Here is a 26017-nt window from a genome sequence, read left to right on the forward strand (position 1 = left end):
GAACAAGGGGCCCTCCGCCGGGAGGGCCCCTTGTGCGTTGCCGCCCGGTCCTACTCGCCGAGCAGGCGCCGTACCCGGTCCTGCCCGACCGCGAGGAGCAGGGTGGGCAGTCGGGGGCCGGTGTCGCGGCCGACGAGCAGGTGGTACAGCAGGGCGAAGAAGGTCCGCTGGGCCGTCTTGATCTCGGGCGGGAGTTCCTTCGGCGTGGCGTCGGCGGGGAAGCCGGCCTGGACCTTGGGGACGCCGTAGACAAGGTGGGTGAGTCCGTCGAGCGACCAGTGGTCGGCGAGTCCGTCCAGGAGCAGGCGTACGGACTGCTGGGAGGCCTCGTCGAGGGACTTGAGCAGGTCGACGTCGGGTTCGTCGCGCACGATGGTCCGCTGGTCGGCGGGGACGTGCGTGTTGATCCAGGCCTCGGCCCGGTCGTAGCGCGGCCGGACCTCGTCCAGGGAGGCGATCGGCTGCTCCGGGTCCAGCTCGGAGAGGATCCGCAGGGCCTGGTCCTCGTGTCCGGCGGTGATGTCGGCGACGGACGCCAGCGTGCGGTACGGCAGCGGGCGCGGGGTCTTCGGCAGTTCGCCGGCGGCGGTGCCGACGGCGCGGGAGTACGCGGCCACGTCACCGGGCAGGGCGGAGCCGTCGGCCACCTTAGCGGCGAGCTTGTCCCACTCGTCGTAGAGCCGCTGGATCTCCTGGTCGAAGGCGATCTTGAAGGACTGGTTGGGCCGGCGGCGGGCGTAGAGCCAGCGCAGCAGCTGCGGTTCCATGATCTTCAGCGCGTCGGCCGGGGTCGGGACCCCGCCCCGCGAGGAGGACATCTTCGCCATGCCGGAGATGCCGACGAAGGCGTACATGGGGCCGATGGGCTGCTTGCCGCCGAAGATGCCGACGATCTGGCCGCCGACCTGGAAGCTGGACCCGGGGGACGAGTGGTCGACTCCGCTGGGCTCGAAGATCACGCCCTCGTATGCCCAGCGCATCGGCCAGTCGACCTTCCAGACCAGCTTGCCGCGGTTGAACTCGTTCAGCCGGACCGTCTCGGTGAAGCCGCAGGCGGTGCAGGTGTACGTCAGCTCGGTGCTGTCGTCGTCGTAGGAGGTGACGGTGGTCAGGTCCTTGCCGCAGCCGCCGCAGTACGGCTTGTACGGGAAGTACCCGGCGGAGCCGGAGCTTCCGTCGTCCTCGGAGGCGGCGCCGGAGCCCTCCTCGGCCTCCAGCTCGGCCGCGTCGACCGGCTTCTGCTGCTGCTTCTTCGGCGCCTTCTTCGTGCGGTACTGGTCGAGGATGGCGTCGATGTCGTTCCGGTGCCGCATGGCGTGCAGGATCTGCTCGCGGTAGGCGCCGGAGGTGTACTGCTCGGTCTGACTGATCCCGTCGAACTCGACGCCGAGCTGGGCGAGCGACTCGATCATCGCGGCCTTGAAGTGCTCGGCCCAGTTCGGGTGGGGCGAGCCGTTCGGGGCCGGGACGGAGGTCAGCGGCTTGCCGATGTGCTCGGCCCAGGACTCGTCGACGCCGGCGACACCGGCCGGGACCTTGCGGTACCGGTCGTAGTCGTCCCAGGAGATCAGGTGCCGGACCTGGCGGCCGCGGCGGCGGATCTCGTCGGCGACGAGGTGCGGGGTCATGACCTCGCGGAGGTTGCCGAGGTGGATCGGCCCGGAGGGGGAGAGTCCGGACGCGACGACGACCGGTTTGCCCGGGGCCCGGCGCTCCGACTCCTCGATGACCTCATCCGCGAAACGGGAGACCCAGTCGGTGGTCTCGGTGCTCTGAGCCACGATCGGCACGTCCTTCTTTCTGAACGGGGTGACACTCCATTCTCACAGACGGGATCGCGGCCGGGAAAACGGCTTTACCCCCCGTGGGATACTGGGCGGGTCTATCCATCCCCACGAGGAGAACGGCACCCCTTCCTATGGCCTCGGTCACGTCCCTCAGCGACAACGTCCAGCAGCACCTCGCGACCGCTCTCTCGGCCACCCTGCCGGAGGCCGCCGGCGCGGACCCGCTGCTGCGACGAAGCGACCGGGCCGACTTCCAGGCCAACGGCATCCTGGCGCTGGCGAAGAAGGCGAAGGCGAACCCGCGGGAGCTGGCGACCCAGGTCGTCTCCCGCGTGGTGACGGGTGACGTGATCGCGGACGTCGAGGTGTCCGGCCCCGGCTTCCTCAACATCACGATCGCGGACAGGGCGATCACCGCCAACCTGGCCGCGCGGTACGCGGACGAGACGGGCCGCCTCGGCGTGCCGTCCGCCGAGCAGCCGGGCACGACGGTGATCGACTACGCGCAGCCGAACGTGGCGAAGGAGATGCACGTCGGCCACCTGCGGTCCGCGGTGATCGGCGACTCGGTGGTGCAGCTGCTGGAGTTCACCGGCGAGAACGTGGTCCGCCGGCACCACATCGGCGACTGGGGCACCCAGTTCGGCATGCTCATCCAGTACCTGGACGAGCACCCGCACGAGCTGGACCACAAGGCCGCCCAGGTGACGGGCGAGGAGGCGATGTCGAACCTCGACCGCCTCTACAAGGCCGCGCGCAAGCTCTTCGACTCCGACGAGGAGTTCAAGACGCGGGCCCGCCGCCGGGTGGTCGACCTCCAGGCCGGGGACGAGCACACGCTCGCCATGTGGCAGAAGTTCGTGGACGAGTCGAAGATCTACTTCTTCTCCGTCTTCGAGAAGCTGGACATGGAGATCCGGGACGCGGACATCGTCGGCGAGTCCGGTTACAACGACATGCTGGCCGAGACCTGCCGCCTGCTGGAGGAGTCGGGCGTCGCCGTCCGCTCCGAGGGCGCCCTGTGCGTGTTCTTCGACGACATCAAGGGCCCGGACGGCAACCCGGTCCCGCTGATCGTGCAGAAGTCGGACGGCGGCTACGGCTACGCGGCCACCGACCTCTCGGCGATCCGCGACCGCGTCTTCAACCTCAAGGCGAACACCCTGCTGTACGTGGTGGACGCCCGGCAGGCCCTGCACTTCCGGATGGTCTTCGAGACCGCCCGCCGGGCCGGCTGGCTGAACGAGGACGTGACGGCGGTGCAGCTGGCCTTCGGCACGGTCCTCGGCAAGGACGGCAAGCCGTTCAAGACGCGTGAGGGCGAGACGGTCCGCCTGGTCGACCTGCTGGACGAGGCGATCGACCGCGCGTCGGCCGTGGTCCGGGAGAAGGCGCAGGACCTGTCCGAGGAGGAGATCGCCGAGCGGGGCGCCCAGGTGGGCATCGGCGCGGTGAAGTACGCGGACCTGTCGACGTCGGCGAACCGGGACTACAAGTTCGACCTGGACCAGATGGTCTCGCTGAACGGCGACACGTCCGTCTACCTCCAGTACGCCTACGCCCGTATCCAGTCCATCCTCCGCAAGGCCGGCGCGGTCTCCCCGGCGGCCCACCCGGAGCTGGCCCTGCACGAGGCGGAGCGCGCCCTCGGCCTGCACCTGGACTCCTTCGCGGAGACGGTGCGGGAGGCGGCGACGGAGTACGCCCCGCACAAGCTGGCGGCGTACCTGTACCAGCTGGCGTCCCTGTACACGTCGTTCTACGACAAGTGCCCGGTGCTGAAGGCCGGCTCGCCCGACCAGGTGGAGAACCGCCTGTTCCTGTGCGACGTCACGGCCCGCACCCTGCACCAGGGGATGGCCCTGCTGGGCATCCGCACGCCCGAGAAGCTCTGACCGGGTCCGCGCATGGCTCCGCGCCCCTGAATACCTCCGGGCGCGGGGCCCACGGTCGTGACAACACGCAACCGGTTTTGTACGGTTGGTTGCCTGTCAGGTGGCTCTGGCGGGCATGGGGCGGTGGCATCGGGGGGCTCGTTGGCTGTGGTGATCTCGCCTGAGTTAGGTTCCGTGCGTCCTGGGACCTCCCTGTCGGGCTCGGGTGGCACCGCTCAGGGTTCGCTGACCGCCGAGAACGTGCTGGGGCAGGTCGACGGCACGGCCGCGCTGCGGCGTGCCAGACCGATCGATGCGGGCGGAAATCCTCATCTGGAAGAACGTGCAGTGGCGCTCTCGGCCGCGGCGAAGGCCGCTGCCGCCTGGTTGTCCGCGCCCTCGGGGCTGCACAACCTTCCTGCCGCCAAGGACGGTCTGGTGGGTCGGACGGACGCTCTGCGAGGCCTCCGTGAGTCGCTGACGTCCGGTGCGGGTGTGATCTCCCAGGCCGCGGCCGTCCATGGCCTCGGCGGTGTGGGCAAGACGACGCTGGCTCTGCACTACGCGCACAGCCACCTCCGCGACTACTCGCTGGTCTGGTGGATCACTGCCGAGAGCGAGGAGCAGATCGCTTCTGCTCTTGCCGATCTGGCCGTCCGTATCCACCCCGAGTGGGCACTGGAGGCCAGTGCCAGGGAGCGCACCGAGTGGGCCGTCAGGTGGCTGCAGTCCCATCACGGCTGGCTGATCGTCTATGACAACGTCAACGACCCGCTCCACGTCAACCCGTTCCTCAGCCGGCTCTTAGGCCACGGCCACCAGCTCGTCACGAGCCGCCGACGAGCCGGATGGCGTGCCGGAACGCGCCTGGTCAGCCTTGATGTGCTGGCTCCGCATCTGGCCGTCGACCTACTGTGCAACGTGGCGTTCCCCGATCGTCGCCCGACCGCGGCGGAGCGGGGGCAGGCGGGCCTGCTGGCGTCGGATCTGGGACACCTCCCCCTGGCCTTGGCACAGGCCGCGGCTTACGTACGCGAGACAGGCACGTCTTTCGCCTCCTACCGCTCGCAGCTGGCCGCCACCGCAGGCGACGCGCTGGAGGCGACGGCACCGTCCGAGGGACTGGACCGGGCGATCGCACAGATCTGGCTCACCAGTTCACGAGCGATCCGTGAGCGCTGCCCGGCCGCTGTGGATCTGTTGATGGCACTGGCCTGGTACGCGCCCGAGGCGCTCCCGGTGCGGGTGCTCCTGTCGTTGGCGGACAGCGAGGCCGAGGCACGGACCGCTGTGGACGTGCTGGCCGACTACAACCTGGTCAGTGTGGGCGAGGACGTCGTCTCGCTGCACCGGCTGATGCAGAAGACCCTCCGTGCCGCGGCTTCCGTGCGGGCGGCCGGCATTCGCAGCCGGGCCGAACGGGCTCTGGCCAGGGCGCTCCCCGGCACGTCCGCCATGGACGCCGAGGCGGAGCGGGGCGTCTGGCAGCAGTGGCTTCCGCACATCCAGGCGCTGGCGAAGACGGGGCCTTCGAAGACCCCGCATGGTGAAGTGACGGAGATGTACCGGCGCGCGGCCGACGAACTCGTCGCCCGTGAGCAGCATGTGCTGGCCATCCCCCTTGTCGAGTGCGTGGTCGAGAACCAGCTTCGGCTGCTGGGCGCGGACGCCGACGCCACCCTCGCCGACCAGGATCGTCTGGCCGAACTGCATGCGAAAGCCGGTGACCCGGCCAAGGCCGTGCGCCTGTGCCAGGAGGTCTTCCGCAACCGCTCGCGGTTGTCGGGCAGGGAGGCGCATTCGACGCTGGCCAGCAGGCACAGGCTCGCTTACGCGTACCGGAAGGCCGGAGACGTCCTGGCCGCCGTGCGCGAGTTCGAGGCCGTGGTCGCAGACCGCCGGCGCGTCCTCGGCGACCACCACCCCGACACCCTCACCAGCCGCAACGACCTGGCCTACGCGCGCCAGCGGGCAGGTCAGTACCGGCCTGCAGTGGAGGAGTTCGAGGCCGTGGTCGCAGACCGCCGACGCCTCCTCGGCGACCACCACCCCGACACCCTCACCAGCCGCAACAACCTGGCCTACGCACATCTCAGGGCAGGAGACCACCAGCTGGCACTGCGGTTGTACGAGCAGGCGGTGGCCGACCGGGAGCGGGTCCTGGGTACCGACCACCCCGACACCCTGACGAGCCGGGGTTGGCTGGCCTCCGCCCACGAAGCGGCGGGCAACCAGCAACAAGCCATCTCTCTGTACAGGGCCCTGCGAGCCCAGCGCGGCCGCATCCAGGGCGAGGACCATCCGGAAACGCTGAAGACCCGCCAGAGCCTGGCCTACGCCCTGATGGACGCGAAGGGCCCCGCCGCGGCCCTCCCGGAGTTCGCGTCTCTGGCAGAGGACAGTGAACGATGCCAGGGCCGCGACCACCCCGACACGCTCGACTACCGGGCGGACATCGCGTACGCCCATCGGACCCTCGCGGACTACCCGCAGGCGCTCGCGGAATACGAGCGCCTGGTCGAGGACTACGCCAGGGTCCGGGGACCGGAGCACCCCGAGACCCTGTCCACCCGTAACGCCCTCGCCTACGCCCGGCAACTGGCCGGGGACCACCCCAGGGCGATCCTGGAGCTCCAGAGCCTCCTGGACGATCGCGCCCGCATTCAGGGTGAGGACCACCTCGCCACACTGACCGCCACCGAGAACCTCGCCTACGCGTACCAGGCGGCATCCGAGTACGAGCAGGCCACCGTTCTGTACAAGCGTGTCCTGCGTGACCGGATCCGGATCATGGGTGACGACCACCCCCGGGTCCTCGACACCCGGTGGTATCTGGCCCGCTGCCGTCAGCTGGCGGGTTTCCCGGAGCGTGCTGTTTCGGAGTTTCACGCCCTGGTGGCGGACCAGGTACGCGTCCTGGGCCCCGGACACCCGGACGTGTACCTCACGCGCCGGGCGCTGGGCGGGGCGCACACCGCCGCCCAGGAGTATGCCGCTGCGATCCGCCTGTACCAGCAGCTCCTCGAAGAGATGGCACAGGCACTGGGACCGGATCACCAGGAGGTCCTCAACACCAGGGGATGGCTCGCCGAGGCGTACCGGCTCGCCTGCGAGTACGACCGTTCGATCGCTGCATGGGAGGCACTGGTCGCGGACCGCCGGCGGGTCCAGGGAGCCGACCACCCCGACCTCCTGGAGGCCAGGCACCAGCTGGCCTGGTCGCTTCGGTCCGCCGACGAGTACCGGCGCGCGATCAAGATCTACGAGGAGGTACTCAGGGACCGCATCCGGCTCCACGGCGCGGACAGCCGGAGCACGCTGATCGAACGCAACGAGTTGGCTCTCTGCCGCAAGTACGCGGGGGACCACCAGCGCGCGATCGATGAATTCGCCTCGCTCATGGCCGACTACCAACGGGTGTTCGGCGAGGACCATCCTGACACCCTCGTGGTCAGTGCGAACCTCGCCTACGCGTATGCGGACGCCGAGCGCCACCGCGAGGCCAGGTCCCTCTTCGAGGACGTGATCAGTCGATGGATCCGCCTCAAGGGGGACGATCATCCGCGGACGCTGGACGCCCGCCGTGACCTGGCCATGTCGTACCGCGAGGACGAGGAGTACCAACTCGCGCTTGCCGAGTTCGAGGCGATCTGGGCCGCCCGGGCACGGCTGAACGGATCCGATCACCCCGACACCCTCGACGCCCGCGACGATCTGGCCGCCGCCTGCCGTGACGCGGGCGACTACCAGCGAGCAGCACTTCTCTCCCGGCAGAACGTCGACGACTGGGGGCGGTTGCGGCACCCGGACCATCCCAACACGTTGCTCGCCCGCAACTGGCTGGCCTTCGCGCACCAACTGGCAGAGGAACACGACCGGGCGATCGCCGAGTTCGAAGCGCTCGCGGCGGATCGCGAACGTGTCCAGGGACCCCTTCACCTCGGCACGATCACCGCCGGTGAGAACCTCGCCTACGCCTGTCAAAGCGCTGCGGAACACGAACGGGCCGTCCGGATCCGCGAGCACTGGCTGGACCGGCGGCTCCAGGTCCAGGACCGCGACCACCCGCAGGTCCTCGCCTCACGACATTGGCTGGCGCGCACGCGGCTCGACGCCGACGACTTCGCCGGTGCACTGCGCGATACCGTGGCGGTGCTGGCGGACCGGGAACGCACGCTGGGGGCATCCCATCACGACACGCTCGACGCCCGGCTCACCCTCGCCCTGGTACGTCAGCGGTCGGGCGATACGGCGGAGGCCATCCGTCTGTCCGAACGGCTCGTCGCCGACTGCATCCGCGTCCTGGGACCTGATCACCCGTTCACGTTCACGGCACGGGGCAGGCTCGCGTCCGCTCACCGCGCAGCCGGGCACTTCGCCCAGTCCCTCGGGCTTCGCCGGGAGCAGGTGGCCGATCTCGTACGGGTGCGGGGTGCCGACCACCCCAGGGTGCTCGACGCTCGCGACGCGCTCACCCGGGTCCTCCGCCTCTCCGGTGCCTACAAGGAGGCCGTGGGTGAACTGGAGTCGCTGGTCGCCGACGGCCTTCGACTGCACAGGCCACTGCATCCGAGCACCGTCGCGTGGCGAGTGGATCTGGCCTTCGCCTGCCGGGACATGGGTGATCACTGGCGAGCGATCGCGGTCATGGAGGAGTTGCTGCGCGACTGCCGGACCGTCCTGGCGGAGGACCACCCCACGACCCTGCACGTCCGCGCTCGTATCGCGCTGCTGGCCACCGAGTTCGGCCCACCGAAGCGAGCGGTGGCCCAGTTCGAACGGATCGTCGAGGATGCGACGAGGCTGTACGGACCCTGCCATCGCGTCCCGCTCCGGTTACGGGACGACCTGACCTACGCACTGGTGCAGGCCGACGACCCCGAGGGGGCCCTCGCCGTCCAGCGCGCGTCGCTCGCCGACCGAGCGCGGCTATGGGAGCGATCGGAGTTCCCCAGCACTCCCGAAGGCCTCGCCGAGGCTCATCGGGAAGCTGCCGGCGGAAGCGCCGATGACCGTGTCAGGCCGGTCGTCATGGTGTGTCTGGAACGAGCCGACGACGGTTACCCCACGTGGACGGAGACCCTGGCCCGCGCGATGGCCGAAGCGGGCGATACCGAGGGAGCCGTACGGCTACTGCGGGCAGTGCATGCCGGGCGGGAACGCATCCTCGGTCCCGACGATCCGGACACGCTGGACAGTCTGACCATGCTCGCGTTCGTCCGCGCGGAGGCGGAGGGGCACGACACCGAGCCGTCCGACGACGAGTTGCTGGCGCGCTGGGAGCGGGTGCTCGGGCCGGACCACCCGCGCCTGAAGACACTCCGCTCCCAGCTGGCCCGGCTGCGACCCGCCTGGCTGCCCCGCGTGACCCTCCTGGACGACCCGAGCGTCGGAACCGGAGCGGCCATCGAAGTGTGGCTGGAGCGCTCCGGGGGGACGGCCTCGCCGGAACTGCCGCCGCTGCTGCTGGTGGCGGGAGTCCGCACGGCAGGGGTGATCGAGCCGGCCGCGCAGGAGTACGTGGCCGGAGGCGAGCCGGCCCGCTTCGGCTTCACCGCCAAGGAGCCGGGGGCGCATCGCGTCCGGTTCACCGTGTACGACCACGAGTCCGGCTTCGTGCTGCAGGACCTGGAGGTGACCGTCCACGTTCCCGCACCCGCTGTCCCGAGTTCCCCGGGGAGAGACTGACCAGCCATGCCCCAGGACCTGACCGTCGACATACTCGGTAACCCCTCGCTCGACTACACGGTGCTGCCCCGGCAGCGCCCCGGCTCGGAGAGGAGCCCGTCGCGCGGTGAACCGCTGGATCTCAGCGTCGTGCTCTCCCGCAACGGCGGGGACGACCTCGTTCTTCTGATCATGGGGTCGGCCGTACCCCGCGTGCGCACCCGGTCGCCTCGTGCCTCCCTGTCCGTACCGGCCCCGACGCTGGTGCAAAAGGCCGCGAGGCTGCGGACGACATGGCGGGACCGCGTGGTGTGCCACACGGAGACGATCGACGGAGAGGTCCGCTACCCGCTCGCCGAGACCGCTGATCTGTCCGCGCACGCCGACCTGATGGACCGGTTGACGGGCGACATGGCCGAGGAGGGCGCCTACCTGCTCGACTGCCTGCTCGGCGGCGACAGTCATGAGGAGCGCTCGCTGCGGGCTCTCTTCCTGGACATCCTGGGCGGCGAGCGGTCGCTGCGGATCAGCTTCGACTCGGAGATCTACCTGCCCTGGCCCATGCTCTCCCTGGATCCGAGGGACCACGGCGGGCCATGGGGCTCCTTCCTCGGCCACCGGCACCAGATCGAACAGACCGGCGGCACGTGGCCGATGTACGACACCCCGTGGGGTTCGCGGGCCCAGGCGATCACCAGCCTCAACACCGACACCCGGCTGGACTCGGTCGGTAGAGCACCCGAGGTGCGCAAACTGCTGGAGGAACGCTCCAGGCTGACCGTGCGGACCGAGGCCGGCCCACTCTTGGAGGCGTTGTCCGGTGCGGATTTCGACGAAGACCTCATGTACTTCTGGTGCCACGGCCATTTCGTCGACAACGGTTCGCCCCATCCGCACCTGGTGCTCCGGCTCTCCGACGAGCGGCACATCGACGCCGACAGCATCGAACTCAGGCGCAGACGCATCAAGGACCCCGCGCGTACCCGCTTCAAGCCGTTCGTCCTGCTCAACGCCTGCCACGCCGGACAACCAGCCGCCGCTCCCCAGTTGGAACACCTCGGCCGAGCGCTCATCAACTTCGGCGCCGACGGTGTGCTGGGACCGCAGATCGAGATACCCCAGGACTTCGCCAGCGAGTACGCGTACGAGTTCCTGAACCTCTACCTGAGCGGAACCCACACAGCGGGAGAGATCAGTCGAGGACTGGTACGCCGTTTCGCCGAGGACTTCCGCAACCCCCTCGCCCTCACCTACTCACTGCACTGCGGCCTCGACAGCAGACTGGACCTCTCCTCGTGACCCGCCCTCGGACGAACCCCAGGCCCCTGCCCCGGCCCGCAGAGGTCGACCTGGACGAACAGGGAAGGATCAGGGCTCCGGGCAGCGGAACGCCGGTACCGGCCCCGAGGATCCGCGAGCATCTGGAACACCACCTGCGGATCCCGGCCTGGGCGAGCGACATATACGTGTACGTCCACGGCTGGCAGACCGCGCCCGGCACCGCGACACACACCGCTGCGCGGCTGCTCCGGCACGCTTTGGACCTACGGTCCGCTCGGCCGGGACTGTATCCGGGCGTGACCTCGGGCTACCGGCCCTGGTGCGTGGTCGTCCGCTGGCCCTCCTCCAGCCTGCCCTCTTTGCGGGGCTACCGCAGGATCCGGGACCGAGCCCATGCGATGAGTGCCCAAGGCGTCGGCCAGGCACCCTACGTACTCGCCCACCTTCTCGGCTATCTGGACGACCGGCGCGCCAATCCGGCCCATCCCGCGGTGCTGGCCAACCGCTCGGGGCAGTACCTGCATCTCGTGGGCCATTCCTTCGGCGGACGGTTCCTCTGCGAGGCGGTGCAGCGGGCGGCCGAACGGCCGCCGCGTCCCCCCGTCCTTGGCTGGAGCACACCGCGGGACCCTCGGCAGCCCTTCACGGTCGACAGCATGCTGATCTTCCAGATGGCCGCTCCCCGTGACGCGTTCGTCCGCCACTTCCCCAGGCTGTTCCCCTCCGGGGAGACTCCGGGCGCGCCGCTTCGGGGGCCTCTCGTCCTGACGCATTCCCGCTGGGACCGGGCCACGGGCTTCTGGCATCTGCGTGCCGAAGGAGCCCCGGGCATCGGGCACTCCGGCGCGGGGGCCGCGCCGGTGGACCCGTTCCCCACCCGGCTGCTGCCCACGAACGCCGTGTATCCACAGCAGGCGCTGGACCACCGCATCGTCAATGTGGATGCCGGCTGGCTCTACCGGGGAAGCAGGCTCACCCGCCTTGCTCCGGCGGGTGCCCACTCGGACTTCCAGCGGGCCGAGTCCGCTCACCTGTTGCTGACACTGGCGGAGCGCTCCCGCTGACACCTGTTCGCTCCACCGGCTCATGAGCCGCGTTCTCTTCGGCGAGCTCCCGCGCCCGCCGCGCCAGGGCCTGCCGCACGGCGTCCGGGGCGAGGACGCGCAAGGGGGTGGCGAGGCCGAGCAGGTAGCGGGCGAGGCCGTCCGCGTCGGGGCCGCCGATGTCCACGACGGTGGCGTCCGGGCCGTCGGCCCGGTGGGTGCCGACGGTGGCGGGGACGACCCGCAGGGCGTCCGCCAGGGGCAGCGGCAGCCGGATGGTGGCCGACAGCGGGTAGGGGCCGTTGGCGGTGTTGTGGGAGACGAGCCGGGCCGGGTCGGGCGGGTCGGTGATCTCCGCCGGGCGGCCGGTGGGCTGGAGCCGCTCGACGCGGTCGGCGCGGAAGGTGCGCCAGCCCCGCTCGACGTCCCGGGCGACGAAGTACCAGCGCCGTCCGGTGTGGACGAGCCGGTACGGGTCGACGTCCCGGACCGTGCTGCGGCCCTGCCCGTCGCGGTACGACAGCCGGGCGCGTTCGCCGCGCCGGCACGCGGCGGCCAGTTCCAGCAGCATGCCGGGCCGGAGCCGCGGCGCGTCGGGCCAGGGAAGCCGTACCAGGGCGTCGTCCCACTCCCCGAGCCGTTCGGCGATCCGGGGCGGCAGCACCTGCCGCAGCTTCAGCAGCGCGGACAGGGCGGCCTGGTCCCCGCCGAGGGCTCCGCCGAGCGCGGCCTCCCGCAGCCCCACGGCCACGGCCAGCGCCTCCTCGTCGTCCAGGATCAGCGGCGGCACGCGGGAGCCGGCCCGCAGCCGGTAGCCGCCCCAGGGTCCGGCGTCGGAGTCGACCGTGTAGCCGAGGTCCCTCAGCTTGGCGATGTCCCGCCGCACGGTGCGGTCGGTGACGGCCATCCGGTCGGCCAGCTCGGCGCAGGTCCAGGCGGGCCGGGCGGCGAGCAGCGCGAGCAGACGCAGCAGACGGGCGGAGGCGCTGAGCACGGGCGGAAGTCTTCCACACGGGCCCGCACGACCAGGACCGTATCTGTCCGGGTCGTGTCCTACGGTCGTCCCCATGAGCACAGACACCGCTTCCGCGCCCGTCCTCCGCTACGCAGCCGTCACCTTCGACTGCGCCGACCCGCTCGAACTGTCCCGTTTCTACGCCGAGATGTTCGGCCTCCCCGTCGCCTACACCTCCGAGGACTTCGTCTTCCTCGGCGGCAAGGACGGCGCGCCGGGCCTGGGCTTCAACCGCCTGGCCGACTACCGCCGCCCCACCTGGCCGGACCCGGCCCAGGAGAAGCAGGCCCACATCGAGGTGGGCGTGGACGACCTGGAGGCGGCCGAGGCCCACCTGCTGAAGCTGGGCGCGACCAAGCCGGAGACGCAGCCGCAGCCGGACCGCTGGCGGGTCCTGCTGGACCCGGCGGGCCACCCGTTCTGCATCACCACGCTGGTCTGACCGCCCGGTGGCGCGGCAACGGCCGTGACGGCCAAGGGCGTTGTCAGTGGGGGGCCGTACAGTCGGCGGTATGGCGACTCTTCCCAATCCGCTGCCCAAGCTGGCCACCGACCCCAGTGGGCGTTCGCTGGGTCTTCAACTGCCGCCCGGCAGACTCGTCGACATGACGGACGACGGCCCCTGGCCCGAGCCCCTGTTGTGGTACGCGGAGAAGCCGGCCGCACCGGGCTCCTGGAAGGCGCTGGGGGCGCCGGGGGCGCGGGTCGGCCTGCTGCCGGTGCTGGTCGACACCGGCGCCGGCACGGACGGCCTGGACGACTGGGTGCTGCTGCCGGGTGAGGCGTCGTACCCGGGCGATCACGACGGCGCGGACGTCCTCGCCGAGTACTGGGAGGAAGAGACGGAGGACGGCGAACTCGCCGAGGAGATCGAGCCGTTCGGGGAGGAGTGGCCCGGTCTCGCGGCCGCCCCCGCCGCGCTCTCCGCCGACCCGGACACCCGTGCCGCGCAGGTCGCCGACGTGCTGGCCGCCGATCCGGACCGGGGCGTGGAGGTGGCCCACCTCGCGCTCGTGCCGGCCCGGCGGTCCGCCGACATACCGGCGGCGATCGGCTGGACCGGCGCCGTGAACTACGAGGCCGACGTGGCCCGGATCTGCGCGGTGCTGCGCTCCTGGGAGGACCGGTTCGGTGCCCGGGTGGTGGCGCTCGGCCCGGACACCCTCGTCGTGTCCGTCGCCGCCCCGCCCATCACGCAGGAGCAGGCCGAGGCGGTGGCGGCGGAGCACTTCGCGCTCTGCCCGGACAACGTGCTCCAGGGCGAGCAGGACACCCTCGCCGCCTACGCGAAGGGCCTGATCGGGGCGCCCGCCTGGTCCTTCTGGTGGGACTGACGCGACGCCCCGGCGGGCCGGCGGCGGGTCAGCGCAGCTTCCGGGCCGCCTCGGTGGCCCAGTAGGTGAGGATGGTGCGCGCCCCGGCCCGCTTGATGCCGGTGAGGGTCTCGAAGATCGCCTGGTCCCGGTCGATCCAGCCCTTCTCGGCGGCGGCCTCGACCATCGCGTACTCGCCGGAGATCTGGTAGGCGGCGACGGGCACGTCCACCGCGTCCGCGACCCGGGCGAGGATGTCGAGGTAGGGGCCGGCCGGCTTGACCATCACCATGTCGGCGCCCTCGGCCAGGTCCAGCTCCAGCTCCCGCAGGGACTCCCGCCAGTTGGCGGGGTCCTGCTGGTACGTCTTGCGGTCGCCCTTGAGGGAGGAGGCGACGGCCTCGCGGAACGGGCCGAAGAAGGCGGAGGAGTACTTGACGGTGTAGGCGAGGATCGCGACGTCCTCGCGGCCGATCTGGTCGAGCGCGTCGCGGATGACGCCGATCTGGCCGTCCATCATGCCGCTCGGGCCGACGACGTGGGCGCCGGCGTCGGCCTGCACCTGCGCCATCTCGGCGTACCGCTCCAGGGTGGCGTCGTTGTCGACACGGCCCTCGGCGTCCAGCACCCCGCAGTGCCCGTGGTCGGTGAACTCGTCCAGGCACAGGTCGGACATGACGAGCAGGTCGTCGCCGACCTCGGCCCGGACGTCGCGCAGGGCGACCTGGAGGATCCCGTCCGGGTCGGTGCCGGCCGTGCCCAGGGCGTCCTTCTTGCCGTCCTCCGGCACGCCGAACAGCATGATCCCGGAGACCCCCGCCTCCACGGCCTCCAGCGCGGCCTTCTTCAGGCTGTCCCGGGTGTGCTGCACGACCCCGGGCATCGAACCGATCGGCACCGGCTCACTGACGCCCTCCCGGACGAACGCCGGAAGGATGAAGTCGGCGGGGTGCAGCCGGGTCTCGGCGACCATGCGGCGCATGACGGGGGTGGTGCGCAACCGTCGGGGACGCGTACCGGGGAAGGATCCGTACTTCGTCATGCCCTCTACGCTACGCCCGCCCCGCCCATGCCTTTGCCGACGCGGAGTCGGACGGGTATGGGAACGACCTCCCCTGCGGCAGACGGATTGCGCGGGGGCCACCGGCTGGTGCAGCAGGCTCATGCGGCGCGTACGCCTTCGTCCGGCACCGTCCGGTCGGCGCGGCAGTCGCGGCAGCGGCCCGGGCGGGGTGCGCGGAAGGCGCGTTCGCAGCCGTCGCAGGTCTGGAAGGGGTACGGGAGACATCGAGTGGCTTCGCTGGTCACCGGCGCGGACGGTGGGCTCGCGGGCAGGGGTGTCGGCAGCAGCTCGCGGAGGCGGTAGGCGAGCACACCGGCCGGGTTCCCCATCTCCACGGGCAGGCCTGCGGTAAGGGCGCGGTGGACGACGGCGGCCGTGGCACCGCCCGCGAACCAGGCGACGACGGCGGGAGCGAGCCGGTCCACCTCCCGCCGGGACAGGGTCAAGCGGTCGTCGGTGCGGCGCAGGCCTGCGAGGAGGGTGACGGCCGCCCTGTGGTGCCGGTCGGCCGGGGGCTGCGCGGAACTGTGCGCCTGCGCCTTCGGCGGCGCCGGGGGCTCGTCGCCGGGCGTTTGGTCGTCCTCCTGGGACGTCTCTTCGGCCTCCGCGCCGGCCGCTCGGCCGCCGGTGGCACGGGCAAGGGGGGCTGCGGGCCGGTCCGGGACGCGTACCGGAATTCCGGATACGGCGGCCCGGGCAGGGGTGTGGTGGGCGTAGGTACGGGTGACCAGGCGGCCCGACTCCGTGTGCTCGCGGACCCGCGCCAGATAGCCGTACGCCTCCAGCTCTCGCAGTGCGGAGGCGATCCGCTCCCGCCCCTCGGGAAAGCGTTCGGCGAGGCTGCGGATGTCGACCGGGGTGCCCTCGGGCACCGACAGGATGTGGGTGGCGAGTCCGATGGCGGTCAGCGACAGGTCGCGGTGCTGGGCGAGGTGGTTGCCGATGACGACGTACTGGCCGGACTGGTACGTACGTACGTGGGTGACCCCGGAGGGTGTGGTGGCTTGCCGAAGAGCCCGAATCGGGCGCAGGACGGCGTTAGGCTTCTTCTCAGCCATGGGGAAGGTCTCTTCTTCCTCGTTGGTCAGGCCCTCGCACTGGGATTGCCGTCCCGGCGGGGGCCGATGCATGTGGGGGTTGTGAAGTGGTGAGGCGCATATGCCTCGGGCTGAGACTGCACGCCCGAACCACCGCTGCGCCAGCCGGACCGACCCGTTTCACCCGCGCGAGTGACCTACGCGGGGTTTGGTTTGGTTGGTTGGTTTTTTCCCTAGGTTCTTAGGTCTTTTACGGCCCGCAGCCCCGGCCGCGGAGCCACCGCGTCACGCATTCCCCGGCTTCGGTGCGAGGTGCGCCGATGGCCCGGCCGGATCGACTTCGGCCCACACCGTCTTGCACGGCACCGGCCCGTGCCGCACACCCCAGCGGTCCGCCAACTCCTCGATCAGCAGCAGCCCGTAGCCGGACTCGGCCGACCCCGGGGCGGCGGCCCGCGGAACGGGCAGCGCGTCACCACGCGTATCGGTGACCTCGATACGCAGAACCCCCTCGGCCGTCACCGCGAGAGCCAGCCGGAAGCTCCGTCCGAGCACCCTGCCGTGCAGCGCGGCGTTCGCCGTCAACTCGGCGACGATCAGCCGGGCGGGGTCCAACGGCATCCCCCACGAGCGCAATTGCTCGGTTGCGAGCAGGCGGCCGAGGCGGGCGCCGCGCCGGGTCGAGGAGAGCGGCACACAGAACTGGCGCGCCGGGGTGCGGAGGGTGGAGATTCGCTCGTTCACGTCACTCAGCGTGTCCAAGCGTGCTTAGCCTGTGAAGCACGACAGCCCGTGCGGACGGAGGCTGTCCGTGCCGTGTCCGGGTGCGTCCGGGGCGTACGGGGTGAGTGGTGACGGGAGGACGGTCTACGTGAGCGACTGGGATGCGGGGCTGGAGGACGACGAGGCGGGGGCGGTAATGCGGACCGTCTCACGGCAGCTGAAGCTGTGGCGGGAGGCGGCCGGCCTCACCCAGGCCGAGTTCGGGGCGGCCATCGGATACGGGGAGGAACTGGTCTCCTCGGTGGAGCGGGGGCGGCGGATCCCCCGGCCGGAGTACCTGGACGGGGCGGACGAGGTGTTGGGGGCGGGCGGGAAGATCGCCGCGCTCAAGCAGGACGTGGCGGAGGTCCGGTACCCGAAGAAGGTGCGGGACCTGAAGAAGCTGGAGGCGGACGCGGTCGAGCTGTGCGCGTACAACAACTCCGTCGTCCATGGGTTGTTGCAGACGAAGGAGTACGCGCAGGCAGTCTTCAGCGCTCGTCGGCCACCCTTCACCGCAGAAGAGCTGGACCAGCGATTGGCGGCCCGAGTCGCACGTCAGGAGATCGTCAACGAGACCGTGGCCCGCCCCGTCTTCAGCTTCGTCCAGTGCGAGTCGACACTGCGTCGGCCCATCGGCGGCAGGACGGTCATGCGAGCGCAGCTGGAACGCCTGTTGGCTGTCGCCGAGTTCCGCAACGTCGACCTCCAGGTACTGCCGCTCGGGCGTGAGCAGAACTCAGGCCTTGCCGGGTCGTTCAGGTTGCTCAGGCTCAAGGACGGCACCACGGTCGGGCACGTGGAGGTGCAGCACATCAGCCGGGTGATCGTCGACCCGAAAGAGGTGCAGCTCCTCGATATGCGTTATGGGATCATCCGGGCACAGGCTCTCGACCCACGGGAGTCGACGGTCCTCATCGAGAAAGTGCTGGGAGAGACATGAAGCTGGAGTGGATAAAGAGCAGCTACAGCACGGACGAGGGCCCCGACTGCGTAGAGGTGGCCACCCCCGACGAGGCCCACGTCCTCGTCCGCGACTCCAAGAACCCCACCGGCCCCCGTCTCACCCTCACCCCCGACGCGTGGGCGACCTTCCTGCCGTACGCCTCGGGGCGCTGACGGCAGCACGGAACGCCGCAGGGGTGCCCCGGCGGCAGCCCGGGCACCCCTGGAGACGGCGTCAGCCGGAGGTCACGTCGTCGAGCGGCGCCTGCGCGCTCCCGGCCGGCGTTCGCTCGGCCGGGTCACCGGGTCGCCGGCCTCCAGCGCGGCGGCACGGCGCTTCATGCCGAAGTCGGCCAGCGCCTCCGCGAGCTTGTGCACGGACGGCTCCGGGGCCATGACGTCGACCCGCAGGCCGTGTTCCTCGGCCGTCTTCGCCGTGGCGGGACCGATGCACGCGATCACCGTCACGTTGTGCGGCTTGCCCGCGATGCCGACCAGGTTGCGGACCGTGGAGGACGAGGTGAACAGGACCGCGTCGAAGCCACCGCCCTTGATGGCCTCGCGGGTCTCCGCCGGCGGCGGCGACGCGCGGACCGTGCGGTAGGCCGTGACGTCGTCGACCTCCCAGCCCAGCTCGATCAGACCGGCCACCAGGGTCTCGGTGGCGATGTCGGCACGGGGCAGGAAGACGCGGTCGATCGGGTCGAAGACCGGGTCGTAGGGCGGCCAGTCCTCCAGCAGGCCGGCCGCCGACTGCTCGCCGCTCGGCACCAGGTCGGGCTTCACGCCGAAGGCGACCAGCGCCTTGGCGGTCTGCTCGCCCACCGCGGCCACCTTGATCCCCGCGAAGGCACGGGCGTCGAGGCCGTACTCCTCGAACTTCTCGCGGACCGCCTTCACCGCGTTGACGGAGGTGAACGCGATCCACTCGTAGCGGCCGGTCACCAGGCCCTTGACCGCCCGCTCCATCTGCTGGGGCGTCCGCGGCGGCTCCACCGCGATCGTCGGGACCTCGTGCGGCACCGCGCCGTAGGACCGCAGCTGGTCGGAGAGCGACGCCGCCTGCTCCTTCGTGCGCGGCACGAGCACCTTCCAGCCGAACAGCGGCTTGGACTCGAACCACGACAGCTGGTCGCGCCGGGCGACGGCACTGCGCTCGCCGACCACGGCTATCACCGGGCGGCCGCCCTCCGGCGACGGCAGCACCTTCGCCTGCTTCAGCGTCTGCGCGATGGTGCCGAGCGTCGCCGTCCAGGTCCGCTGCCGGGTCGTCGTACCGGCGATCGTCACCGTCAACGGCGTGTCCGGCTTGCGGCCCGCCGCGACCAGCTCGCCCGCCGCGGCGGCCACGGAGTCCAGGGTCGTCGACACGACCACCGTGCCGTCCGACGCGCCCACCTCCGTCCAGCACCGGTCGGAGGCGGTACGGGCGTCCACGAAGCGGACGTCCGCGCCCTGCGCGTCCCGCAGCGGCACACCGGCGTACGCGGGCACGCCGACCGCCGCCGCGACACCGGGGACGACCTCGAAGGGCACCCCGGCGGCCGCGCAGGCGAGCATTTCCTCCGCCGCGTACGTATCAAGTCCCGGGTCCCCGGACACCGCACGGACGACCCGCCTGCCGCCCCGCGCGGCCTCCATGACAAGATGAGCGGCATCCCGAGCAGCAGCGGGGACAGCGACGGGTGTTGACGTGCCGTCAACGACCGTCAGCTGGGGCGTGCCCGTGCCCGGCGGGGACACCGAGGAGGAGTCCGCGTCCGTCGGCACCACGGAGACGCCCTGACGGGCGTGCGTCCGGATGACGTCGAGCACCTCGTGCTCGGCGACCAGGACGTCCGCGTGCGACAGCGCCTCCACGGCGCGCAGGGTCAGCAGTCCCGGATCTCCGGGTCCGGCACCGAGGAAGGTGACGTGCCCGTGTTCCGGACCGGCGGCAGGAAGGGCGGTGGGGCTCAATGTGCTCGCTCCCCCATCAGACCGGCCGCGCCCTGGGCGAGCATCTCGGTGGCGAGTTCGCGACCGAGTGCCCACGCCTGGTCGTGCGTCTGGGGCACGGGACCGGTGGTGGACAGCTGCACCATGCGCGTGCCGTCGGTCGTGCCGACGACGCCGCGCAGGCGCATTTCCTTGACAATCTGCCTGTCGGCCTGGGGGTCCCCCCGCTCGAGCGGAGCCGAGAGTGGGGGAAGGTCGGCCAGCGCGCCCACAGGGGCGCTGCAGCCGGCCTCCAGGGCGGCGAGCAGTGACCGTTCGGCGGTCACGGCGGCCCGCGTGAACGGGTCGTCGAGTTCGCCGAGCGCCGCGATGAGCTCCGCGTTGGCCGCGGGACACTCGATCGCCAGGGCCCCCTGGCCGGGGGCGGGCAGAACCGTGTCGACCGACAGGAAGTCGGTCGCCTCGTCGATCCGGCCGATCCGGTTGAGTCCGGCGGCGGCCAGCACGACCGCGTCCAGCTCGCCGTCGCGGACGTACCCGATGCGGGTGTCGACGTTGCCCCGGATCGGGACCGTCTCGATGTCCAGGCCGTGGGCGCGTGCGTACGCGTTCAGCTGCGCCATGCGGCGCGGCGCACCGGTGCCGATGCGCGCCCCGCGCGGCAGGTCGGTGAGCTTCAGCGCGTCGCGCGCGACGATCACGTCCCGGGGGTCCTCGCGCACCGGTACGGCGGCCAGGGCCAGCTCCTCGGGCTGCGCGGTCGGCAGGTCCTTGAGCGAATGAACCGCGAAGTCCACCTCGCCCCTGAGCAGCGCGTCGCGCAGCGCCGTGACGAACACGCCGGTGCCGCCGATCTGCGCCAGCGCCTCCCGGGAGACGTCGCCGTACGTGGTGATCTCGACCAGCTCGACGGGCCGCCCGGTCACCCGGCGGACGGCCTCCGCCACCTGCCCGGACTGGGCCATGGCGAGCTTGCTGCGCCTGGTCCCCAGCCTCAAAGCCTTCTCACTCATGCCGGTCGGTCCTTCGTCTGTGTGCTGTCCCCGGCCCGGGAGACGGCGGCGACCGTCTCGGGGTCGAGGTCGAACAGGGTGCGCAGCGCGTCCGCGTACCCGGCGCCGCCGGGCTCGGCCGCGAGCTGCTTGACCCGGACGGTCGGCGCGTGCAGCAGCTTGTCGACGACCCGGTGCACGGCCTGGCGGATCTCGCCGCGCTGGCGCTCGTCCAGGTCGGGCAGGCGGCCGTCGAGGCGGGCGATCTCACCGGCGACGACGTCGGCGGCCATGGTGCGCAGCGCGACCACGGTCGGCGTGATGTGCGCCGCCCGCTGTGCCGCACCGAAGGCCGCGACCTCGTCGGAGACGATACGCCGGACCTGGTCCACGTCGGCCGCCATCGGCGCGTCGGCGGAGGCCTCCGCGAGCGACTCGATGTCCACCAGGCGGACCCCGGCCAGCCGGTGCACGGCCGCGTCGATGTCGCGGGGCATGGCCAGGTCGAGCAGGAAGAAGAAGGGCGCGGGCCGCTCGGCGACCGGCTCCGGCCTGCGCCGCTCGGGGATCCGGCCGACGGTGGCGACGGTCGCGGCGAGCGCGGTGATCAGCTCGGCGTCCGCCTCGGGCGTACGGCGCTCCCGGCGGTCCACCGTCGTGCCCTTGTCCACCCAGGCCGCGTGCTGCTCCAGGGTGGCCGCGTCCATGCCGGCCACGGCGGCCTCGCCCATCACGGAGAAGCCGGGCTGTACGGCGGCGAGGTCCAGCGGGCAGTTCTCGTCGGCGCCGAGGCCGGTGTGGCGCGGCGCGGCCGCGGGCGGCCCGGCCGTGACGCCGGTGTCGGCGACGGGCTGCCCGGTGCGGCCCTCGACCGCCTGCGCGACGGCCTCCGCGGTGAGCACCAGACCCGTCGCCCCGGTACAGGAGACGACGACGTCGGCACGTGTCAGCTCGTCAGCCACGGCGTCCATCCGCACCGCGCGGGCACGCACCCCGGTGTCCTCGTCCTCGGTGAGTATCCGGGCGAGCCGCTCGGCGCGGTCGAAGGTGCGGTTGGCGACGACGACCTCGGCGACCCCGGCGCGCGCGAGGGTCGCGGCGGCCAGGGATGACATCGACCCGGCGCCGATGACGAGGGCCTTGCGGCCGCTCGCCCAGTCCTGCACGTCCCCGCCCGCGGCCAGCTGCTCCAGGCCGAAGGTGACCAGGGACTGGCCGGCGCGGTCGATGCCGGTCTCGGAGTGGGCGCGCTTGCCGACCCGGAGGGCCTGCTGGAACAGGTCGTTCAGCAGCCTGCCCGCGGTGTGCAGGTCCTGGGCACGGGCCAGGGAGTCCTTGATCTGGCCGAGGATCTGGCCCTCGCCGACGACCATCGAGTCCAGACCGCAGGCCACCGAGAACAGGTGGTGGACGGCCCGGTCCTCGTAGTGCACGTACAGATAGGGAGTCAGCTCTTCCAGGCCGACGCCGCTGTGCTGGGCGAGCAGCGTGGACAGCTCGGCGACACCGGCGTGGAACTTGTCCACGTCGGCGTACAGCTCGATGCGGTTGCAGGTGGCGAGCACCGCGGCCTCGGTGGCGGGCTCGGCGGCGACCGTGTCCTGGACCAGCTTGATCTGGGCGTCCGTGCCGAGCGCGGCCCGTTCCAGCACGCTGACCGGTGCGCTGCGGTGGCTCAGTCCGACGACGAGGAGGCTCATGCCGGCATCACGGCGGGGACGTCCCCGTCGGGTCCCTGGTCGGCGGACTCCTCGCGGGTGGTGGCGGCGGGCAGCGCGCCGTCGCCGGCGGCGGTCTCCTCGCCGGCCTTGCGCTGCTCGTGGAACGCGAGGATCTGCAGCTCGATGGAGAGGTCGACCTTGCGCACGTCGACGCCGTCCGGGACGGACAGCACGGTCGGCGCGAAGTTCAGGATGGAGGTCACCCCTGCGGCCACGAGCCGGTCGCAGACCTGTTGGGCGGCACCGGCGGGGGTCGCGATCACGCCGATCGAGACGCCGTTGTCCTCGATGATCTTCTCGAGGTCGTCCGTGTGCTGGACGGGGATACCCGCGACCGGCTTGCCGGCCATCGCCGGGTCGGCGTCGATCAGCGCGGCGACCCGGAAGCCACGGGAGGCGAAACCGCCGTAGTTGGCCAGGGCGGCACCGAGGTTGCCGATACCGACGATGACGACCGGCCAGTCCTGGGTCAGGCCGAGTTCGCGGGAGATCTGGTAGACGAGATACTCCACGTCGTAGCCGACACCGCGCGTTCCGTAGGAGCCCAGGTACGAGAAGTCCTTGCGCAGCTTGGCGGAGTTGACCCCCGCCGCCGCGGCCAGCTCCTCGGAGGAGACCGTGGGGACCGAGCGCTCCGACAGTGCGGTCAGGGCTCGGAGGTACAGCGGAAGCCGGGCGACGGTGGCCTCGGGAATTCCTCGGCTACGGCTCGCCGGTCGGTGTGTTCGGCCAGTTGCCACGGTGCTCCTGCGGGTAGAGCGGGGCTGCAGGCGGTCATACGTCCCCAGACCGCCCCGTCGACAGCAGGCTATGTCTTTGTGAACGCGTGCACAAAGATGGTGTCCGATTTGCCCGGCAGAAGTGACCGGGGTCACGCGGGTTTCACGCCCTCGCCCGGAACCGGTGCCTACGCACCGCCGTTCCTTCATTACTGGGGGCAAAACCGCACACACTCCTCACGAATCCCGCCCCCGAGACCAAGCCGCCATCGATCCTAAGCGACTTTCCGGCCACTTTGGACTACTCGGTCAGTGCCCGCCGCAGTCGCTCCTCGTTCACGCGCCAGAACGTGTGCTGCTCGCCGTCGATCAGTACGACCGGGATCTGCTCCCAGTAGCGGTCGTACAGCTCGCGGTCCTCGGTGATGTCCTTCGGCTCCCACGGCACACCGAGGTCGCCGCACACCTTCTCGACCACCGCCTGGGCGTCGTCGCACAGGTGACAGCCGGGCTTGCGGACGAGCGTGACCAGCCGCGCGCGCGGCTCGGACCTGCGTCGGAAGAGGGGACTCATGCCGGCCATTCTCGCGCGCCCGGTGCCCATTCCGGATCGCTTCTTTTACGACCCGGTCAAGCAGAGTTCACACCGCGCCAACCTCGTGACGCCGGAACCGCCGAACAGACTGGCTATGCTCACGTCATGGCCGCTCTCGGATGGCTCACTCCCCGTAGGCGCTCCGCCACGGCGCGGAGCGTGTTGGCAGGCGAGGCCTCGGCGGAGGCCGCCCGCAAGTCCTCGCAGGAGACCCCGCTCGCCGCGCCCGAGGAACCGCAGTTCCCGGTGATGGGCGACGACCGGGCCGCCGCCTTCTTCGACCTCGACAACACGGTCATGCAGGGCGCCGCGCTGTTCCACTTCGGCCGGGGACTGTACAAGCGGAAGTTCTTCGAGACCCGCGACCTCGCCAGGTTCGCCTGGCAGCAGGCGTGGTTCCGGCTGGCCGGCGTCGAGGACCCCGAGCACATGCAGGACGCCCGCGACTCCGCGCTGTCGATCGTCAAGGGCCACCGGGTCGCCGAGCTGGAGTCGATCGGCGAGGAGATCTACGACGAGTACATGGCCGACCGCATCTGGCCCGGCACCCGCGCCCTCGCCCAGGCCCACCTGGACGCCGGCCAGAAGGTGTGGCTGGTCACCGCGGCCCCGGTGGAGATCGCCCAGGTGATCGCCCGTCGCCTCGGCCTGACCGGCGCGCTCGGCACGGTCGCCGAGTCCGTCGACGGCGTGTACACCGGCAAGCTGGTCGGCGAGCCGCTGCACGGGCCCGCCAAGGCGGAGGCGGTGCGCGCGCTGGCCGCCGCGGAGGGCCTGGACCTCTCCCGCTGCGCGGCCTACAGCGACAGCCACAACGACATCCCCATGCTGTCCCTGGTCGGCCACCCCTACGCCATCAACCCGGACGCCAAACTCCGCAGGCACGCCCGCGAGCAGGACTGGCGCCTGCGCGACTACCGCACCGGCCGCAAGGCCGCGAAGGTCGGCATCCCGGCCGCGGCGGGCGTGGGCGCGGTCGCCGGCGGCACCGCGGCGGCCATCGCCCTGAGCCGGCGCCGCCGGTAACCGCACGGCCGCGTCCCGCCCGGCCTCCGCATTCCGCCGCACCTCCGCGTCCCACTCCGGTGCCGCGCGCACGAATTATGCCGCGGCCACTTCAACACGCCCTGTACCTCACCGAAACCGGCACCATTCCGGTCAACAACCGATCAACTTACGGCACTTGACCCGGCATCAAACGGTTATGGATGCGACGCAATCGATGATTTGAGCAACTCGGTGTAGCAGTGCCTGTACGAAGCGTTATTCTCCTCAGACGCATACCGGTACCCCTCCGTCGCTACGACGGGTGAAAGGTCCCGCACTGCACGTGATGGAAGCTCTGCCTCTGGGAGTCCCGTGTACCCACACGTCGGGGTTGACGCCTCGGGCCTGGCTACGCTGCGCGCAAGGATCGCGACGGTCAAAGAGACGCTGCGCGGCTTCGTCCCCACCGCGTACGCCGTCCCGGCCTTCGCCGCCGCCGCGCCCGCAGGCCCGTGCTACGCACTGGCCGACGGCAGCGCCGCCGTCGGCAGACGAGGGCGTGCCACCGGCTCGGCCACCGCCCGCCGTCCGGCCGCCGACAGCGACAGCGCCCGGATGATGGACCTGGTCGAACGCGCCCAGGCGGGGGAGGCCGAGGCCTTCGGGCGGCTCTACGACCAGTACAGCGACACCGTCTACCGCTACATCTACTACCGCGTGGGCGGCCGGGCCACCGCCGAGGACCTCACCAGCGAGACCTTTCTGCGGGCGCTCCGGAGGATCGGCACCTTCACCTGGCAGGGCCGCGACTTCGGCGCATGGCTGGTGACGATCGCCCGGAACCTGGTCGCCGACCACTTCAAGTCCAGCCGCTTCCGGCTGGAGGTCACCACCGGCGAGATGCTCGACGCCAACGAGGTGGAGCGCTCCCCGGAGGACTCCGTCCTGGAGTCCCTGTCCAACGCCGCCCTGCTCGAAGCCGTACGGCGGCTCAACCCGCAGCAGCAGGAGTGCGTGACGCTCCGCTTCCTCCAGGGCCTCTCGGTCGCCGAGACCGCCCGGGTCATGGGCAAGAACGAGGGCGCCATCAAGACCCTCCAGTACCGCGCCGTCCGCACCCTCGCCCGGCTGCTGCCGGACGACGCGCGCTGAACCCCGCCACGCAGGGCGACGCTCAACTCACGTCCAGTGACGCAACGTTGCCTTTCTGATCCGTTCATCCGCCGTCCGTAACCCAAGTGCCGCGCCAGTCGTTGTGCGGGATACAGGCTCCCTGTG

Annotated in this window: 20 protein-coding genes; 10 read left to right on the top strand and 10 right to left on the bottom strand. The window is 71.2% G+C overall.

Annotated elements, in window-relative coordinates; all coding sequences use genetic code 11:
• Positions 1–50: 50 nt before the first annotated feature.
• Positions 51–1790: a lysine--tRNA ligase gene (gene lysS, locus ABZ923_RS04125; protein ID WP_361466501.1), complete on the bottom strand. Its 1740-nt coding sequence runs from the start codon at positions 1788–1790 to the stop codon at positions 51–53.
• 128 nt (positions 1791–1918) lie between these two features.
• Between lysS and argS the strand changes: the two genes are divergently transcribed.
• The 4 genes from argS to ABZ923_RS04145 all read left to right on the top strand — a co-directional run bounded on the left by argS (position 1919) and on the right by ABZ923_RS04145 (position 11673).
• Positions 1919–3682, top strand: a complete 1764-nt coding sequence (argS, locus tag ABZ923_RS04130; RefSeq protein ID WP_361466503.1) for an arginine--tRNA ligase — start codon at positions 1919–1921, stop codon at positions 3680–3682.
• A gap of 147 nt (positions 3683–3829) precedes the next feature.
• Complete coding sequence (gene fxsT / locus ABZ923_RS04135; protein ID WP_361466578.1) at positions 3830–9349, top strand: FxSxx-COOH system tetratricopeptide repeat protein; 5520 nt, start codon at positions 3830–3832, stop codon at positions 9347–9349.
• Positions 9350–9355: 6 nt separating this feature from the next.
• The gene (locus ABZ923_RS04140; protein ID WP_361466505.1) at positions 9356–10627 is read left to right on the top strand and encodes a CHAT domain-containing protein; all 1272 of its coding nucleotides are present in this window, start codon (positions 9356–9358) and stop codon (positions 10625–10627) included.
• Between the two features lie 380 nt (positions 10628–11007).
• Positions 11008–11673 (top strand): hypothetical protein, encoded by a 666-nt coding sequence (locus ABZ923_RS04145; RefSeq protein WP_361466508.1) that lies wholly within the window; start codon positions 11008–11010, stop codon positions 11671–11673.
• Here the strand turns inward: ABZ923_RS04145 and ABZ923_RS04150 are convergent.
• A complete protein-coding gene (locus ABZ923_RS04150) occupies positions 11582–12646 on the bottom strand; it encodes a YafY family protein (protein WP_361466511.1) in 1065 nt (354 codons plus the stop codon). The two genes, ABZ923_RS04145 and ABZ923_RS04150, sit on opposite strands and share 92 nt — an antisense overlap.
• 73 nt (positions 12647–12719) lie before the next feature.
• Here ABZ923_RS04150 and ABZ923_RS04155 point away from each other — a divergent pair, with 73 nt between their 5' ends.
• A complete protein-coding gene (locus ABZ923_RS04155) occupies positions 12720–13109 on the top strand; it encodes a VOC family protein (RefSeq protein ID WP_361466513.1) in 390 nt (129 codons plus the stop codon).
• 70 nt (positions 13110–13179) lie between these two features.
• On the top strand, positions 13180–14001 hold the full coding sequence (locus tag ABZ923_RS04160) for a DUF4253 domain-containing protein (protein ID WP_361466515.1): 822 nt from the start codon (positions 13180–13182) through the stop codon (positions 13999–14001).
• A gap of 28 nt (positions 14002–14029) precedes the next feature.
• Here the strand turns inward: ABZ923_RS04160 and hemB are convergent, their stop codons facing one another.
• The 3 genes from hemB to ABZ923_RS04175 all read right to left on the bottom strand — a co-directional run bounded on the left by hemB (position 14030) and on the right by ABZ923_RS04175 (position 16824).
• Positions 14030–15022: a porphobilinogen synthase gene (gene hemB / locus ABZ923_RS04165; protein ID WP_361466518.1), complete on the bottom strand. Its 993-nt coding sequence runs from the start codon at positions 15020–15022 to the stop codon at positions 14030–14032.
• Positions 15023–15141: 119 nt separating this feature from the next.
• Positions 15142–16101: a helix-turn-helix domain-containing protein gene (locus ABZ923_RS04170; protein ID WP_361466519.1), complete on the bottom strand. Its 960-nt coding sequence runs from the start codon at positions 16099–16101 to the stop codon at positions 15142–15144.
• A gap of 264 nt (positions 16102–16365) precedes the next feature.
• Positions 16366–16824, bottom strand: coding sequence for an ATP-binding protein (locus ABZ923_RS04175; RefSeq protein WP_361466520.1), 459 nt, complete (start codon positions 16822–16824; stop codon positions 16366–16368).
• 127 nt (positions 16825–16951) lie between these two features.
• On the opposite strand from ABZ923_RS04175, the gene ABZ923_RS04180 reads away from it, so the two are divergent.
• Positions 16952–17785, top strand: coding sequence for a helix-turn-helix transcriptional regulator (locus tag ABZ923_RS04180; protein ID WP_361466523.1), 834 nt, complete (start codon positions 16952–16954; stop codon positions 17783–17785).
• Entirely contained in the window at positions 17782–17961 is a 180-nt protein-coding gene (locus ABZ923_RS04185) for a DUF397 domain-containing protein (RefSeq protein ID WP_361466526.1), read from the top strand. Before ABZ923_RS04180 ends, ABZ923_RS04185 begins: the two co-directional genes overlap by 4 nt.
• Positions 17962–18033: 72 nt before the next feature.
• Here ABZ923_RS04185 and ABZ923_RS04190 read toward each other — a convergent pair whose 3' ends face one another.
• The 5 genes from ABZ923_RS04190 to ABZ923_RS04210 form a co-directional block, all read right to left on the bottom strand.
• Positions 18034–19746, bottom strand: coding sequence for a uroporphyrinogen-III synthase (locus tag ABZ923_RS04190; protein ID WP_361466529.1), 1713 nt, complete (start codon positions 19744–19746; stop codon positions 18034–18036).
• Positions 19743–20738 carry a hydroxymethylbilane synthase gene (gene hemC / locus ABZ923_RS04195; RefSeq protein ID WP_361466532.1) on the bottom strand — a complete coding sequence of 332 codons (996 nt, stop codon included), beginning with the start codon at positions 20736–20738 and terminating at the stop codon, positions 19743–19745. Before hemC ends, ABZ923_RS04190 begins: the two co-directional genes overlap by 4 nt.
• Positions 20735–22417: a glutamyl-tRNA reductase gene (locus ABZ923_RS04200; RefSeq protein WP_361466534.1), complete on the bottom strand. Its 1683-nt coding sequence runs from the start codon at positions 22415–22417 to the stop codon at positions 20735–20737. Before ABZ923_RS04200 ends, hemC begins: the two co-directional genes overlap by 4 nt.
• On the bottom strand, positions 22414–23178 hold the full coding sequence (locus ABZ923_RS04205) for a redox-sensing transcriptional repressor Rex (protein WP_361466537.1): 765 nt from the start codon (positions 23176–23178) through the stop codon (positions 22414–22416). Before ABZ923_RS04205 ends, ABZ923_RS04200 begins: the two co-directional genes overlap by 4 nt.
• Before the next feature lie 280 nt (positions 23179–23458).
• Positions 23459–23731, bottom strand: a complete 273-nt coding sequence (locus tag ABZ923_RS04210) for a glutaredoxin family protein (protein ID WP_361466539.1) — start codon at positions 23729–23731, stop codon at positions 23459–23461.
• A gap of 126 nt (positions 23732–23857) precedes the next feature.
• On the opposite strand from ABZ923_RS04210, the gene ABZ923_RS04215 reads away from it, so the two are divergent.
• A complete protein-coding gene (locus tag ABZ923_RS04215) occupies positions 23858–24778 on the top strand; it encodes an HAD-IB family hydrolase (RefSeq protein WP_361466541.1) in 921 nt (306 codons plus the stop codon).
• A 333-nt stretch (positions 24779–25111) separates the two neighbouring features.
• Complete coding sequence (locus ABZ923_RS04220; RefSeq protein WP_361466543.1) at positions 25112–25891, top strand: ECF subfamily RNA polymerase sigma factor, BldN family; 780 nt, start codon at positions 25112–25114, stop codon at positions 25889–25891.
• Positions 25892–26017: the final 126 nt, after the last annotated feature.

Source organism: Streptomyces sp. NPDC046881 (genome assembly GCF_040645015.1).
In the GTDB taxonomy this organism is placed as follows: Bacteria; Actinomycetota; Actinomycetes; order Streptomycetales; family Streptomycetaceae; genus Streptomyces.

Excerpts from the sequence above, each read along its gene's own strand:
- argS (WP_361466503.1), top strand. The coding sequence starts at position 1,919 with ATGGCCTCGGTCACGTCCCTCAGCGACAACGTCCAGCAGCACCTCGCG.
- ABZ923_RS04140 (WP_361466505.1), top strand. The coding sequence starts at position 9,356 with ATGCCCCAGGACCTGACCGTCGACATACTCGGTAACCCCTCGCTCGAC.
- ABZ923_RS04145 (WP_361466508.1), top strand. The coding sequence starts at position 11,008 with ATGAGTGCCCAAGGCGTCGGCCAGGCACCCTACGTACTCGCCCACCTT.
- ABZ923_RS04155 (WP_361466513.1), top strand. The coding sequence starts at position 12,720 with ATGAGCACAGACACCGCTTCCGCGCCCGTCCTCCGCTACGCAGCCGTC.
- ABZ923_RS04160 (WP_361466515.1), top strand. The coding sequence starts at position 13,180 with ATGGCGACTCTTCCCAATCCGCTGCCCAAGCTGGCCACCGACCCCAGT.
- hemB (WP_361466518.1), bottom strand. The coding sequence starts at position 15,022 with ATGACGAAGTACGGATCCTTCCCCGGTACGCGTCCCCGACGGTTGCGC.
- ABZ923_RS04170 (WP_361466519.1), bottom strand. The coding sequence starts at position 16,101 with ATGGCTGAGAAGAAGCCTAACGCCGTCCTGCGCCCGATTCGGGCTCTT.
- ABZ923_RS04185 (WP_361466526.1), top strand. The coding sequence starts at position 17,782 with ATGAAGCTGGAGTGGATAAAGAGCAGCTACAGCACGGACGAGGGCCCC.
- hemC (WP_361466532.1), bottom strand. The coding sequence starts at position 20,738 with ATGAGTGAGAAGGCTTTGAGGCTGGGGACCAGGCGCAGCAAGCTCGCC.
- ABZ923_RS04200 (WP_361466534.1), bottom strand. The coding sequence starts at position 22,417 with ATGAGCCTCCTCGTCGTCGGACTGAGCCACCGCAGCGCACCGGTCAGC.
- ABZ923_RS04210 (WP_361466539.1), bottom strand. The coding sequence starts at position 23,731 with ATGAGTCCCCTCTTCCGACGCAGGTCCGAGCCGCGCGCGCGGCTGGTC.
- ABZ923_RS04215 (WP_361466541.1), top strand. The coding sequence starts at position 23,858 with ATGGCCGCTCTCGGATGGCTCACTCCCCGTAGGCGCTCCGCCACGGCG.